Annotated in this window: 13 protein-coding genes and 1 pseudogene; 9 read left to right on the plus strand and 5 right to left on the minus strand. The window is 72.0% G+C overall.

What is annotated here, in order from left to right:
* Nucleotides 1–29 precede the first annotated feature (29 nt).
* A complete protein-coding gene (locus DC008_RS29000) occupies nt 30–422 on the minus strand; it encodes a WXG100 family type VII secretion target (RefSeq protein ID WP_108709487.1) in 393 nt (130 codons plus the stop codon).
* 59 nt (nt 423–481) lie between these two features.
* Nucleotides 482–829: a hypothetical protein gene (locus tag DC008_RS29005; RefSeq protein WP_244221437.1), complete on the minus strand. Its 348-nt coding sequence runs from the start codon at nt 827–829 to the stop codon at nt 482–484.
* A gap of 233 nt (nt 830–1,062) precedes the next feature.
* On the opposite strand from DC008_RS29005, the gene DC008_RS29010 reads away from it, so the two are divergent.
* From DC008_RS29010 to betT, 3 genes are read left to right on the plus strand one after another with little or no spacing between them, the layout of a single operon-like run.
* A complete protein-coding gene (locus DC008_RS29010; RefSeq protein ID WP_108710916.1) occupies nt 1,063–2,544 on the plus strand; it encodes an aldehyde dehydrogenase family protein in 1,482 nt (493 codons plus the stop codon).
* A gap of 48 nt (nt 2,545–2,592) precedes the next feature.
* Nucleotides 2,593–4,155, plus strand: a complete 1,563-nt coding sequence (locus DC008_RS29015; protein WP_108709488.1) for a GMC family oxidoreductase — start codon at nt 2,593–2,595, stop codon at nt 4,153–4,155.
* Nucleotides 4,156–4,200: 45 nt separating this feature from the next.
* Nucleotides 4,201–6,324: a choline BCCT transporter BetT gene (gene betT / locus DC008_RS29020; protein WP_108709489.1), complete on the plus strand. Its 2,124-nt coding sequence runs from the start codon at nt 4,201–4,203 to the stop codon at nt 6,322–6,324.
* 14 nt (nt 6,325–6,338) lie between these two features.
* Here betT and DC008_RS29025 read toward each other — a convergent pair whose 3' ends face one another.
* Entirely contained in the window at nt 6,339–6,944 is a 606-nt protein-coding gene (locus DC008_RS29025; protein WP_108709490.1) for an HD domain-containing protein, read from the minus strand.
* Between the two features lie 42 nt (nt 6,945–6,986).
* Nucleotides 6,987–7,760: a CDP-alcohol phosphatidyltransferase family protein gene (locus tag DC008_RS29030; RefSeq protein WP_108709491.1), complete on the minus strand. Its 774-nt coding sequence runs from the start codon at nt 7,758–7,760 to the stop codon at nt 6,987–6,989.
* 108 nt (nt 7,761–7,868) lie between these two features.
* Between DC008_RS29030 and DC008_RS29035 the strand changes: the two genes are divergently transcribed.
* The 5 genes and pseudogenes from DC008_RS29035 to DC008_RS36105 form a co-directional block, all read left to right on the plus strand.
* Nucleotides 7,869–8,849 (plus strand): zinc-dependent alcohol dehydrogenase, encoded by a 981-nt coding sequence (locus tag DC008_RS29035; RefSeq protein WP_108709492.1) that lies wholly within the window; start codon nt 7,869–7,871, stop codon nt 8,847–8,849.
* Nucleotides 8,850–9,000: 151 nt separating this feature from the next.
* Nucleotides 9,001–9,399 carry a 6-pyruvoyl trahydropterin synthase family protein gene (locus tag DC008_RS29040; RefSeq protein ID WP_055619267.1) on the plus strand — a complete coding sequence of 133 codons (399 nt, stop codon included), beginning with the start codon at nt 9,001–9,003 and terminating at the stop codon, nt 9,397–9,399.
* A complete protein-coding gene (locus tag DC008_RS29045) occupies nt 9,396–10,595 on the plus strand; it encodes a glycosyltransferase family 4 protein (RefSeq protein WP_108709493.1) in 1,200 nt (399 codons plus the stop codon). Before DC008_RS29040 ends, DC008_RS29045 begins: the two co-directional genes overlap by 4 nt.
* Before the next feature lie 116 nt (nt 10,596–10,711).
* Nucleotides 10,712–11,665, plus strand: a complete 954-nt coding sequence (locus DC008_RS29050; RefSeq protein ID WP_382107142.1) for a class I SAM-dependent methyltransferase — start codon at nt 10,712–10,714, stop codon at nt 11,663–11,665.
* A pseudogene (locus DC008_RS36105) lies at nt 11,662–12,609 on the plus strand (lysylphosphatidylglycerol synthase transmembrane domain-containing protein); the annotation flags it as partial. The gene DC008_RS29050 and the pseudogene DC008_RS36105, both read left to right, overlap by 4 nt.
* A 152-nt stretch (nt 12,610–12,761) precedes the next feature.
* Here the strand turns inward: DC008_RS36105 and DC008_RS29060 are convergent.
* Complete coding sequence (locus DC008_RS29060) at nt 12,762–13,550, minus strand: creatininase family protein (protein WP_079033403.1); 789 nt, start codon at nt 13,548–13,550, stop codon at nt 12,762–12,764.
* Nucleotides 13,551–13,591: 41 nt separating this feature from the next.
* Between DC008_RS29060 and ribA the strand changes: the two genes are divergently transcribed.
* Complete coding sequence (gene ribA / locus DC008_RS29065; protein WP_108709496.1) at nt 13,592–14,260, plus strand: GTP cyclohydrolase II; 669 nt, start codon at nt 13,592–13,594, stop codon at nt 14,258–14,260.
* Nucleotides 14,261–14,301: the final 41 nt, after the last annotated feature.

Below are 14,301 nucleotides of genomic sequence, written 5' to 3' on the forward strand. Positions count from 1 at the left end.
GGTGCGGTGCTGGAGGGTGTGCCGGTCGGTCAGTCGAAGTCGGCGAGGCCGGCGCCCGGCGTGCCGGGGCGGGCGGCGGGTGCGGGCATGGTCGTGGGGCCGGCGTTCGCCCCCGCGGAGTGCAGGGACAGGACGGTCTCGTGCTCGGCGCCCTCGTACCTCTGCTGGGAGACGCCGACCTTGTCGGCGAGTTCGTGCAGCGCGGCTTCCAGTGTCTTCGCCTCGGCCTGCCACGCGGCGGCGAAGTTGTCGTAGGCGGGGCCGGAGTCCGAACCGCCGAGCGTGTCCTGCGTGTAGCACATCTGGTCCTCGACGGCCTTGCGTATGCCGCCGACGTCCTCCGCCGCCCGGTCGAGCTTTCCGGCCTCGCCGCCCATGCCGCTCGCCTGGACCCGGTAACCGCCCGATCCCGCACCGGTCATGCTGGTCGCCCCCTGTTCCGCACGGCCGAACACCCCCGTGGCGATCCGGAGCCGCTGGGTCAGGACCCTACCGAACGTGTGTCATGAGCACGGTGCCGGGCTGTCCGGTCTTCGTGGCTGACGTGCCGGGCCGCAGGGACGTGCCCGCGAAGGGACGAGGCGGTGCGTGGGCCCTTCTTGCGCCGCAGCGACTCCCGGCGTCGGCGCAGTGCCCTCTGCCGCTTCTGGCTCTCCGTGCGGCGGCGCGCCCGCTCGCGGGCCTCCGGGCTTCGGAGCTTCGTGTGGTCCGGCAGCCACAGCAGCCCCCACACCACCCCGACGAGCAGGGCGATCACGACGATCCCGAGGACCGCGGCCAGCGCGGGCGGCAGGTCGCCGACGTCCTCTATCCGCTCCCGGATGTTCATCCCGGCTCCCCGCCCTGGTCGCCTCGACACCGTCCCCGCTCGACCCCACCCCGTGCGGCCCAGCACCCTAACAGTGCGACGGTCCGGCCCGCCCCCCACGTCACCCGCTCCGCCCACTCCGCCACCCGTCCGCGGCGATCACCGCGCGCCCCGCCGCATCCCCCCGCACCATGGGCGTGCTGCCGGCCGGCAGCCCGACCCGGTACCGGTCGGAGGCGAAGGAGGCACCCAGCGTGGGTGAGCTGTACATCGACGGGAAGTGGACGAACGCCGCCGGCAGAGAGCGGCGGGAGGTGATCAATCCCTACGACGCCTCCGTCATCACCACCGTCGACGAGGCCGGAGCCTCCGACGTGGACCGGGCCGTGCGGGCCGCCCGCCGGGCCTTCGACGAGGAGGACTGGGCGAACGCCCCCACCCGGCAGCGTGCCGACCTGCTGATGCGGGTGCACGACCTGCTGCTGCGGGACATCGACGAGATCGCCCGCACCGAGACCCTCGACACCGGCAAGACCCTCGCCGAGGGCCGCTTCGACGTGGAGGACGTCGCCAACGCCTTCCGCTACTTCGCCGAGCTGGCCGGCAAGGACGGCGGGCGGGTCGTGGACGTCGGCCCCGACGTCCTCAGCCGCGTCGTCTATCACCCGGTCGGGGTGTGCGCGCTCATCGCGCCCTGGAACTACCCGCTGCTGCAGGCCTCGTGGAAGGTCGCGCCCGCGCTGGCGGCCGGCAACACCATCGTCCTCAAGCCCAGCGAGATCACCCCGCTCACCACCATCGCCCTGTTCCGGCTGATCGAGGAGGCCGGTGCCCCGCGCGGTGTCGCCAACCTGGTCCTCGGCTCCGGCGCGACCGTCGGCGCCGCCATGACCTCCCACCCCGAGGTCGACCTGGTGTCCTTCACCGGCGGTCTCGCCACCGGGCGGGCCATCATGGCCGCCGCGGCCGAGGGGCCGAAGAACATCGCCCTGGAACTCGGCGGCAAGAACCCCAACATCGTCTTCGCCGACGCCGACTTCGAGGCCGCCGTCGACTACGCCCTCGACGCCTCCTTCCTGCACGCCGGGCAGGTCTGCTCCGCCGGGTCACGCCTGCTGGTGGAGGACTCGATCCACGACCGGTTCGTCGAGGCCTTCGCCGAACGCGCCCAGCAGATCCGGCTGGGCAACGGTCTCGAGGAAGGTACAGAAAGCGGGCCGCTCAGTTCCGCCCAGCACCGGGAGAAGGTCGAGAGCTATATCGCCCTCGGCAAGGAGGAGGGCGCCCGCCTCGTCACCGGCGGCACCCGCCCCGACGACCCCGCCCTGAGCCGCGGCTACTTCCTGTTGCCGACGATCTTCGCCGACTGCGACCGCTCCATGCGCATCGTGCAGGAGGAGGTGTTCGGGCCGGTCGTCACCGTCGAACGGTTCCGCACCGAGGACGAGGCCGTGGAACTCGCCAACGACACTCCCTACGGGCTGGCCGGCGGGGTCTGGACCTCCGAGGCCAGCCGCGCCCAGCGGGTCGCGCAGCGGCTGCGGCACGGCACCGTCTGGATCAACGACTTCCACCCCTATGTGCCGCAGGCCGAATGGGGCGGCTTCGGACGCTCCGGCGTCGGGCGCGAACTCGGGCCCACGGGCCTGCGCGAGTACCAGGAGGCCAAGCACATCTACCAGAACCTCAACCCGGGACCCTCCGGCTGGTTCAAGGGCAGGAGCGGCGACAGCTGAGCCGCCTCACATCAGCCCCTCAACCCCGGTTCCGAAGAAAGGCAGCCCATGGCCTCCACCACCCCTCACGGCGCGGAGTCGGACTACGACTACGTCATCGTCGGCGGCGGCACCGCCGGCTGTGTGCTCGCCGCCCGCCTCAGCGAGGACCCCGACTGCCGCGTCTGCGTCGTCGAGGGCGGACCCACCGATGTCGGCGACGACCGCATCCTGCGCCTGCGCAACTGGATCAACCTGCTCGGCTCCGAGTTCGACTACGGCTACACCACCGTCGAACAGCCGCGTGGCAACTCCCACATCCTGCACTCGCGGGCCCGCGTCCTCGGCGGCTGCTCCTCCCACAACACCCTGATCAGCTTCCTGCCGCTGCCGCAGGACCTCGACGACTGGGTGGCCGCCGGCTGCACCGGCTGGGACCCGGGCACGATCCTGCCGTACCGCGACCGGCTGCAGACGAACATCGTGCCGGTGGCAGAGGCCGACCGTAACCCCATCGCCAAGGACTTCGTCACCGCCGCCGCCCGCGCCACCGGCGTCCCCGTCGTCGACGACTTCAACGCCGAGCCGTTCGCCGACGGCACCGGCTTCTTCTCCCTCGCCTACGAGCCGGAGGGCAACAAGCGCTCCTCCGCGTCCGTGGCGTATCTGCATCCTGTCCTCGACCGCCCCAACCTCACGCTGAAGCTGGAGACCTGGGCCCACCGGCTGCTCGACGACGAGAAGGGGCGGCTCACCCGGGTCGCGGTACGCGGCGCCGACGGCGAGCCCGCCACCGTACGCGCCAACCGGGAACTGCTGCTGTGCGCCGGGGCGATCGACACCCCGCGGCTGCTGATGCTGTCCGGCATCGGACCGGCCGACGACCTGCGGCGCCTCGGCATCGACGTGCACATCGACCTGCCCGGTGTGGGCGAGAACCTGCTGGACCACCCCGAGTCGGTGATCGTCTGGGAGACCCGCGGCCCGCTGCCGCCCAACTCCGCGATGGACTCCGACGCCGGTCTGTTCCTGCGGATGGAGAAGGACCAGCCGCGGCCCGACCTGATGTTCCACTTCTACCAGGTGCCGTTCACCGTCAACACCGAACGGCTGGGCTACCCGGTCCCCGAGCACGGGGTGTGCATGACGCCGAACGTGCCCCGCGCCCGCTCCATCGGCCGTATGTGGCTTCGCAGTTCGGACCCGTCCGAGAAACCCGCCCTGGACTTCCGGTACTTCACCGACCCCGAGGGCCACGACGAACGCACCATCGTCGAAGGGCTCAAGGTGGCCCGCGAGGTCGCCGCGACCGATCCGCTGAAGGACTGGCTGGTCCGCGAGGTGGCGCCCGGCCCGAACGTCACCTCCGACGCCGACCTGTCGGAGTACGGCCGCCGCGTCGCCCACACCGTCTACCACCCGGCGGGCACCTGCCGGATGGGCGCCGCCGACGACCCGACGGCCGTGTGCGACCCGGAGATGCGGCTGCGCGGCGCCGAGGGCGTACGGGTCGTCGACGCGTCGGTGTTCCCGACGATGCCCACCATCAACCCCATGGTGACGGTGCTGCTCGCCGCCGAGCGCGCGGCCGACCTGATCACAGGGCGCCCCGGTCCGGCGGCGACTCGGTGACCGGTCCACGGCCGGTCCACCGAAGAGGCCGGAGAGGAGTGCGACGTGCCGACCGTTGGTGAGAAGGGCACCCCCGGAGCGCCCGAGGAGCCGCTGCCCGACGAGACCCCGGGCACCGTACGGCTCAAGCCCGTGGTCTTCTTCGGGTCCGCCCTCTTCGTCCTCGCGATCTCCCTCTGGGCGATCGTCACCCCCGAGGGTGCCGAGGACACCATCGGCGTGGTCGTCGGCAAGATCTCCCACTGGTTCGGCTGGTACTACTTCGTCGCCGCCACCCTGTACCTCGTCTTCGTCGTGTTCGTCGCCGCCTCCAAGTATGGCGCGATCAAGCTCGGCCCCAAACACTCCAAGCCCGACTACGGCCTGTTCACCTGGGGTTCGATGCTGTTCGCGGCCGGCATCGGGATCGACCTGATGTTCTTCTCGGTCTCGGGTCCCGTCAGCCACTACCTCGCACCGCCGCAGGGCGACCCGAAGACGCTCGAGGCGGCCCGGCAGGCCGTGGTGTGGACGCTGTTCCACTACGGCATCACCGGCTGGGGCATGTACGCCCTGATGGGCATGGCGCTCGGCTACTTCTCCTTCCGGTACAAGCTGCCGCTCGCCATCCGCTCCGCGCTCTACCCGATCATCGGGCGCCGTATCCACGGCCGGATCGGCGACACCGTCGACCTCGCGGCCATCATCGGCACCGTCTTCGGTATCGGCGTGACCCTCGGCATCGGTGTCGTACAGCTCAACTACGGCCTCAAGGCGCTGTTCGACATCCCCGAGGGGCTGACCGCGCAGATCGCGCTCATCGTCATCGCGGTGGCCATGGCCACCATCTCCGCCGTGTCGGGCGTCGACAAGGGCATCCGCCGGCTGTCGCAGCTCAACATCCTGCTCGCCGCCCTGCTGATGTTCTACATCCTCGTGGTGGGCCAGCCGTTCCGGCTGCTCAACGCCATCGTCCAGAACGTCGGGGACTACGTCAGCGGCTTCCCGTCGATGACCCTGAACACCTTCGCCTACGACCAGCCCACCGAGTGGCTCGACGCGTGGACGCTGTTCTTCTGGGCGTGGTGGGTCGCCTGGGCGCCGTTCGTCGGGCTGTTCCTGGCGCGTATCTCACGGGGCCGCACCCTGCGGGAGTTCGTCGGGGCGACGCTCGTCATCCCGTTCCTCTTCACCGGGCTCTTCCTGGCGATCTTCGGCAACAGCGCCCTGTTCCTGGTGCGCGACGGCAACACCGAGTTCGGCGAGACCGCCATGAACGTCCCCGAGCAAGGCTTCTACACGCTGCTCGAGCAGTTCCCCGGCTTCACGTTCAGCGCCGGACTCGCCACGTTCGTCGGACTGCTGCTGTACGTCACCTCCGCGGACTCCGGCGCGCTGGTGATGGGAAACCTCAGCGCCGACCTGCCCACCCCGATGACCGACGCGCCGACGTATCTGCGCATCTTCTGGGCGGTGGCGACCGGGCTGCTCACCCTCGCCATGCTCATCGTCGGCGGTGTGCAGGCGCTCACCAACGCCACCATCATCATGGGCCTGCCCTTCTCCTTCGTGATGTTCCTGATCATGGCGGGGCTCTTCCTCGCCCTGCGGACCGAGCGGATGAAGGTCGAGGCGCGGGCGACCACGCTGCCCGGGTCGCTCTCCGGGCGCACGGTGCACCAGGGGCCGGCGGCAGCGCCCAACTGGCGGCACCGGCTGGCGCGGGCGATGTCGTTCCCCGGCCGGCGGGCGGCGGAGCGGTTCGTGGACCACGCGGCCCGGCCCGCGTTCCAGGAGGTGGCGTCCGAACTGCGGCAGCAGGGAGCGGCGGCGGAGGTGCTGGAGGGGATCGTCGAGGAGAACGGCCTGCCCCACGTCGGCCTGCGCGTACCGGTCGGCGAGGGCGACGTGTTCGTCTACGAGGTGTGGCCCGTGGAACGGCCCACTCCCGCGTTCGCCCTGCGCTCGGTGGAGGCGCGGGACACCTATGTGCGCTTCGAGGTGCGGCTCGCCGAGGGCAACCAGGACTACGACGTGATGGGCTACAGCAGGGAGCAGCTCATCGCCGACGCCCTCGACCAGTACGAGCGCTACCTGGAGTTCCTCCGGGTGCGCCACGACGCGTCCACCCGCTCGAACCTGCCCGACCACCGCCCGGACGCCCCGGACGCGCACCTGCCGGAGGAATGAGGACGGACCGTCCCTCAGCCGGCGACGGGCGGCCGTGTCACGTCCGGTGTGAGAAGAGTGAGGTCCGGGTCGCCGAACTCGTCGCGCAGGGCCTGGAAGGCGGCCACCTTCTCCTCGCCGAAGCGGCGGACGCGGGCGGCGAAGGCGTCGGGGGAGAGGAACCGGTCGGGCCGCGACTTGGAGTGGAACTTGTCCGCGTACATCACCAGCCGTTCCTCCGGTGTCTCCGCCAGATAGTCGGCGGGCGGCACGGGGAGGTTCTGACGCACGACGTCCTCCCGGGTCACTCCGACGCCGGTGTGGTGGGCGCAGAAGCGGCACAGGACGGCGGGCAGGCCCACGCTCTTCAGGAGTTCCTGACCGAGCAGGCCGTGCCGGATGTAGTTCTTGTGGTCCAGCCGCCCGTCGGCTTCGTAGAGGCGGTAGACGCCGACGTCGTGCAGAAGGCAGCCGGCCCGGACCAGCTCCGTGTCGAGATGGGCGAGGTGCGGCGACGCCAGCAGCTGCTCGGCGACGCTCCAGACGATCTCGCAGTGGCGGTGGACGGAGGCGAACGCCTCGGCCGTCGGCGCGTGTTCCTCGTGCAGCGCGCGGATCTCTTCCGGTCCCGGTATGTGCATCCGGCGAGCGTAACAACCGCAGGTGAGCACGGGAGCGGTCTCTCAGCTCGTGACCAGTTCCCGCCGGGGCACGGGCTCCACGACCGCCGGCGCCACCCGCGTCGCCCGGTGCGTGCGCCACAGCCACAGCACATCACGGCCGAACGACCACACCAGCAGGCCCAGGGCCAGCGCCGCGACACCGGCGTTCGCCAGATGCGGAAGGAGCCCGGAGGCCGCCACCAGCAGCAGCACCCCCTGCAGGGCGGCGACCGTCTTGCGGGCCGTGCTCGGCGGCAGCGGCGTGTTCAGCCACGGCCAGACCCGCGCGGCGGCGACGAAGCCGTAGCGCATGGCACCGATCAGCAGGACCCACGGGCCCTGCGACATGGACACGTACACGCTGAGCACCAGGATCAGGAAGGCGTCCACCTCCATGTCGAAGCGGGCGCCCAGCGCCGTGGAGGTGCCGGTGCGGCGGGCCACCTTGCCGTCCACGCCGTCGAGGATCAGCGCGACCGCGGTCAGGCCGACGAACAGTGTGAGGGGCGGCGAGTCCTGGAAGGAGTCGGCGACCAGGGCCGTCACCCCGCCGACCAGGGTGGCGCGGCCGAGCGTGACCCGGTTGGCCGGGCCGAAAGAGCGGAGCCTGGACCGGTGCAGGGCCAGGGAGAGCAGCGCCCAGGAGGCGACGGCGAAGACGAGGCCGGTGAGCCAGCCCGCCGGACCCATGCCGATCGCCGATCCCAGCAGGGCCAGCAACAGGATCTGCACGCCCGCTCCCACCGCGGTCTCCTGCTGGACCAGCCTTGCTTCGTACGTGTTGTTCAGGGCCACCGCACATTCCTCCGGCCAGATGACAGAGTCGATCAAGGCCGCGTACTGTGCGCGGCCTGTGCACACCTCGGTACGGGAACAGCTTGCAGATCGTTCAGGAGGATCCCGATGAACCGCACCGCACGTGCGTTCTGGCTCAGCTCCCCGGGCGCCGGGGAGATCCGGGAGGTCACCCTGCCCGAGCCCGGCGAGGGCGACGTGGTCGTGCGGTCGCTGTACTCGGGGGTCAGCCGGGGCACGGAGACACTCGTGTTCCGCGGCGGCGTCCCGGAGAGCCAGCACGCGGCCATGCGGGCGCCGTTCCAGGAGGGCGACTTCCCCGCCCCGGTGAAGTACGGCTATCTCAGCGTCGGGGTGGTGGAAGAGGGGCCGGACGACCTGGCCGGACGTACGGTCTTCTGCCTGTATCCGCATCAGACGCGGTACGTCGTCCCCGCGAGCGCGGTGACCGTCGTCCCGGACACCGTGCCCGCCGCACGGGCCGTCCTCGCCGGCACCGTCGAGACCGCCGTCAACGCCCTGTGGGACGCGGCGCCGCTGGTCGGCGACCGGATCGCCGTGGTCGGCGGCGGCATGGTGGGCTGCTCGGTGGCCGCCCTGCTGGCCCGCTTCCCCGGCGTACGGCTGCAGCTCGTCGACGCCGATCCGTCCCGCGCCGACGTCGCCAAGGCCCTCGGCGTGGACTTCGCGTCCCCGGAGGACGCGCGCGGCGACTGCGACCTCGTCGTGCACGCCAGCGCCAGCGAGCGGGGACTCGCCCGTTCCCTCGAACTGCTGCGCCCCGAGGGCACCGTCCTCGAACTCAGCTGGTACGGCGACCGGCAGGTGGCCGTCCCCCTCGGCGAGGCGTTCCACTCCCGGCGCCTCGTCATCCGCAGCAGCCAGGTCGGCACCGTCTCACCGAACCGCGCCTCCCGCACCTACGCCGACCGTCTCGCGCTCGCCCTCGACCTGCTGGCCGACCCCGCGCTGGACGCGCTCGTCACCGGGGAGAGCGCCTTCGAGGAGCTGCCCGACGTGCTGCCGAAGCTGGCGTCCGGGCACATCCCGGCGCTCTGTCACCGTGTCAGGTATCCGGACACGCCCTGACGCCCGTCCTTCCCCGCGGGCCGGCAAGAGCGCCTGACCTGAGAAAAGAGTGAGGAGGCGCTGAACAAGGGGAACCGAAGAGCCGTACTACACGGCATCCCCGGCGCCGATCGGCCGGGGACTAGGCGCACCGCACCTGGAGGGTCGTCCGTTGTTCAGCATCACCGTCCGCGATCACATCATGATCGCCCACAGCTTCCACGGCGAGGTCTTCGGGCCCGCGCAGCGTCTGCACGGGGCGACGTTCCTCGTGGACGCCACGTTCCGGCGTGAGCAGCTGGACGACGACAACATCGTCGTCGACATCGGACTGGCCACCCAGGAGCTCGGTGCCGTCGTCGCCGAGCTGAACTACCGCAACCTCGACAACGAACCCGACTTCGCCGGGATCAACACCTCCACCGAGTTCCTGGCGAAGGTCATCGCCGACCGGCTCGCGGAGCGCGTCGAGAAGGGCGCGCTGGGCGAGGGCGCGCGGGGTCTCGCCGGGATCACCGTCACCCTGCACGAGTCGCACGTCGCCTGGGCGAGTTACGAGCGTGCCCTGTGACCGACGTGACCCTGGAGAAGCAGCCGCGGCCCGAGAAGGTGACGCTCGGCTATGTGCCGGCGCAGCACTCCGTCCTGAAGAACGCGGAGATCATCCCGATGTCCCTGCGCTCCGTGCACTTCGTCATGCCGGGCGGCGTCGACGACCCGGCGGCCCCCAGCGGCGGCAACGCCTACGACCGGCGGGTCAGCCTGGACCTGCCCGGGTTCGGCTGGCAGGTCCACAAGCACGCGGTGGCCGGCGCGTGGCCCCGCCCCGAGGCCGCGGCCCGCGCCGAACTCGCGCGGACCCTGGGCGAGTTCCCGGACGGGACCGTCGTCCTGCTGGACGGCCTGGTCGCCTGCGGGGTGCCCGAGATCGTCGTGCCGGAGGCGGAGCGGCTGCGGCTCGCCGTCCTCGTCCATCTGCCGCTCGGTGACGAGACCGGCCTGGAGCCGTCCGTCGCGGCCGACCTGGACGCCCGGGAGCGCACGGTGCTGCGGGCCGTCGACGCGGTCGTCGCCACCAGCGACTGGGCGGTCCGCCGGCTCGTCTCCCATCACGGCCTCGCCCCCGAGCGGGTCCATGTCGCCGCCCCCGGCGCCGACATCGCGCCCCTCGCGTCCGGCACCGACGGCGTCTCCCGTCTGCTGTGCGTGGCCGCCGTGACCCCGCGCAAGGGCCAGCACCGGCTGGTCGAGGCACTGGCGACGGTGACCGACCTGCCGTGGCGCTGCTCTCTCGTCGGCGGCCTCAACCACGACCCCGAGTACGTCGACGAACTGCGCTCGCTGATCGCCCGGCACGGTCTGACCGACCGTCTGATCCTGGCGGGCCCGCAGACCGGCGCCGAACTCGACGCCAGCTACAACTCCGCCGACCTGATGGTCCTCACCTCCTACGCCGAGACGTACGGCATGGCGGTGACCGAGGCGCTCGCGCGCGGCATCCCGGTGCTCGCCACCGACGTCGGCGGGGTCCCGGAGGCCGTCGGCCGGGCCCCCGACGGCGGTGTCCCCGGCATCCTCGTGCCGCCGGAGAACCCCGCCGCGATCGCCGCCGAACTGCGCGGCTGGTTCGGCGAGGCGGACGTAAGACGCCGGCTGAAGGCGGCGGCCCGGGGACGCCGGGCCGCTCTGAACGGCTGGGCCGGCACGGCCCGCAGCCTGGCCGCGGTACTGGGCCGACTGCCTGACCAACCGCGGAGGGCGGCATGAGCAAGACGGCGACGACACAGGGCGGGGGCACGATCCCGGCCCAGCCGGGACCCAGGGACGCGGCCGGCCCGGCGCGCCGGGGACCCGACAGCGGGATCGTCTCGGCGGAGGGTGACATGAGCGACGCGTCCGGACCCGAGGCGCACCGCGCCGACTCCGACGTCGTGATCCTCGGCGCGGGCCCCACCGGCCGGCCGGGCGAGCGGGCCACCGTACGGCTGCGGGAGGCCGCGCCGGACGACCCGCCGCGCTACGCCCCCGAGTGGCTGGAGCTGCGCGAGGGCGCGGACGCCGCCGCCCGGGCGCACGACCTGCTCGACCCGTTGCGGATCCGGCTCGCCAATCTGCCGGGCCGCTCCGGACTCGTCATCCACGACCTGGGCTGCGGCACCGGCTCCATGGGCCGCTGGCTCGCCCCCCACCTGGACGGCGCCCAGCACTGGGTCCTGCACGACCGCGACCCCTATCTGCTGCACTTCGCCGCCGTCGCCTCCCCGCGTTCCTCCGCCGACGGCAGCCGCGTCACCGTCGAGACCCGCCGCGGCGACGTCGGCCGGCTCACGCCCGACGCCCTGCACGGCGCCTCCCTGGTGACGGCGTCCGCGCTGCTGGACGTCCTCACCCGCGACGAGATCGCCACGCTCGCCGCCGCCTGCGCGGGCGCCGGCTGCACGGCGCTGCTGACCCTGTCCGTCGCCGGCCGGGTCGAACTCACCCCGTCCGACCCGCTGGACGAGGAGATCACCGAGGCGTTCAACGCGCACCAGAAGCGCACCGGACTGCTCGGCCCGGACGCCGGCACGGTGGCCGCCGAGGTCTTCTCCGAGCACGGCGCGACCGTCCAGCTGCACCCGAGCCCCTGGCGGCTGGGCCCCGACGAGGCGGCGCTCACCGCGCAGTGGCTGCGCGGCTGGGTCGGCGCGGCCGTCGAACAGCGGCCCGAACTGCGCGAGCGCGCCGACCGCTATCTGCGCGAACGCCTCGCCGCGTGTGAGGCGGGCGAGCTGAGGGTCGTCGTCCACCACACCGACCTGCTGGCCCTCGCCCGGCCGACGGGCGGGGCGTCATGACCGTGGAGACGGTGGCGCGGACGCACACCGGGCGCGAGGGCCTCACCCCGCGCGCCCGGCGCGCGGACCGTACGGGGGAGACCGCGGACGCCCCCGTCTCCCGGGTGAAGGCACTCCTGGGGAACCCGAAGGTCCGCACCCATCTGGGCACGGCCGCCGGAGTCCTCATCCTCGCCGTGCTGTTCTGGCGGCTCGGCACCGGCGTGTTCCTCGACGGGCTGCGCCGCATCGACGGGCCCGCCCTGCTCGGGGCGCTCGGCATCGGGCTCGTCACCACCGTGTTCAGCGCCTGGCGCTGGCAATTGGTGGCGCGCGGGCTGCGGATCCGGCTGCCGTTCGGGCCGGCCGTCGCCGACTACTACCGGGCGCTGTTCCTCAACGCGGCGCTCCCCGGCGGCGTCCTCGGCGACGTCCACCGGGCGGTGCGGCACGGGCAGAGCGCCGGCGACCTCGGACGCGGTGTCCGCGCGGTCGTCCTGGAGCGTACGGCCGGACAGGTCGCCCTGGCCGCCGTCGGCGCGGTCGTCCTGCTGACGATGCCGTCGCCGGTGCTCGACCAGGCCCGCGACCTCACCCCGCTCCTGCTGTTCGCGGCGGCCGGGACGCTCGCCGTCGTCGCCGCCGTCCGCATGAACCGGGCGCCCTCCCGCCGGGCCGGGGCGAAGCCCTCCGCCCTGCGCACCGCGCTCGCGCAGGCCCGCGAGAGCCTGCTGTCACGCCGCAACGGACCCGGCGTCGCCGTCTCCTCGGTGGTCGTCCTGGCCGGTCACCTCGCGATGTTCGTGCTGGCCGCGCGGATCGCCGGCTCGGCCGCCTCCGTCGCCACGCTGGTGCCGCTGGCGGTGCTGGCGCTGCTCGCGATGGGACTGCCCCTGAACGTCGGCGGGTTCGGGCCCCGGGAGGGTGTCACCGCCTGGGCGTTCGCCGCCGCGGGGCTCGGTGCCGACACCGGTCTCGCGGTCGCCGTCGTGTACGGCGTCCTCAGCTTCGTGGCCGCCCTGCCGGGCGCCCTCGTCCTCGTCGCCCGCTGGTGCACGGGTCTGCGGACCCGGGGCACCGGATCCGTCGAGACCGTGGCGGACCCGGTCGCCGGCGGCTATTTTCGTCCGTCCGTCGTGTCCGCGACGGAGTCGCCCGCGGAGGTCAGCAGTGACACATACGCGCCGAAGGAATCCGCGAGGCTCTCCAGCAGCCGCTTCCCCTTTTCCGCGGAACCCAGCGACGGACGGCCGATGACCCCGGAATCGGTATAGGCGGACATGCCGAGGGTGAGCAGATGACGCCGGTCGTCCGCGACGAAATCGGAAGTCTCATAACCGGGTCGGATCAATTCGGGATGAGCGTGCAGAAGGATGGAGGTCTCGATTTCCCCCGCGTGCATGTCGGTGAGCAGCGAGGTCTCCACACCCGCACGCTCCAGCGCCGTCTCCCAGTCCTCCGGAGCCGGGAACAGCGCCATCCGCTCACCGCGCGCGGAGGACTCCTGAACGACGTTGCCCAGTACGTAGTTGCCGCCGTGTCCGTTGACCAGCACCAGGGCGTCGACGCCCGAACGGCGGAGCGAATCCGCTATGTCCCGTATCACCGCATGAAGGGTCACCGAAGAGATGCTGACGGTCCCCGGCCAGGCCGCGTGCTCGTGCGAGCACGAGATCGTCACCGGCGGCAGCAGGTGTACGGGGTGCACGGCGGCCACCTCGCGCGCGATCGCGCACGCCACGAGGGTGTCGGTGGCCAGCGGCAGGAAAGCGCCGTGCTGTTCGAAGCTCCCGACGGGAAGGACCGCGACCTGTCGTGAGACGCCAGCTCCTCGCGCCCGTACATCCTCGGTGGTGTCCGCCGGCACCAGCGAGTGTGCCGCCGGCCGCGTCTGCGCATCACTCATCTTTTACCGGCCTTTCGTCTCTGCATAGGAACTGAAGAATCATGACAGACAAGATTGGCGTGCTCGGCAAGAAGTCCGGCCAGCGGACGCAGCGTTCCGGAGTCGAACGCGTGGTGAACGCTCCCCTGCCCACCGTTTACGGGCAATTCCGGGCGATCGGCTACATCGACCACGACCGCGGCGACGAACAGGTGGCCCTGGTCCACGGCGAACCCGGCACCGACGGCGTCCTGGTCCGGCTGCACTCCGAGTGCCTGACCGGCGACGCGTTCGGCTCCCAGCACTGCGAGTGCGGCGACCAGCTCGCGGCCGCCCTGCGCGCCGTCGTCGCCGAGGGCAGCGGCATAGTCGTCTATCTGCGGGGCCACGAGGGCCGCGGCATCGGCCTGCTCGCCAAGCTGCGCGCCATGGCCCTGCAGGCGGAGGGCCTGGACACCGTCGAGGCCAATCTCGCGCTCGGACTGCCCGTCGACGCCCGTGACTACGGTGCCGCCGCGGGCATCCTGCGCGACTTGGACGTCCGCAGCGTCCGTCTGATGTCGAACAACCCGCGCAAGCGCGAGGCGCTGATCGAGCACGGCATCGAGGTGACCGAGCAGGTCCCGCTGCTGATCCAGCCGTGCGAGAGCAACATCACCTATCTGCGCACCAAGCGGGAGCGCATGGACCACCATCTGCCCCACCTGGACGCCGTCGGCCAGCTGACCTGATTGCGGGACGGCCCGCCCGGACAGGAAGAGGGCATGACCGA

Source organism: Streptomyces nigra (genome assembly GCF_003074055.1).
Lineage (GTDB): Bacteria > Actinomycetota > Actinomycetes > Streptomycetales > Streptomycetaceae > Streptomyces > Streptomyces nigra.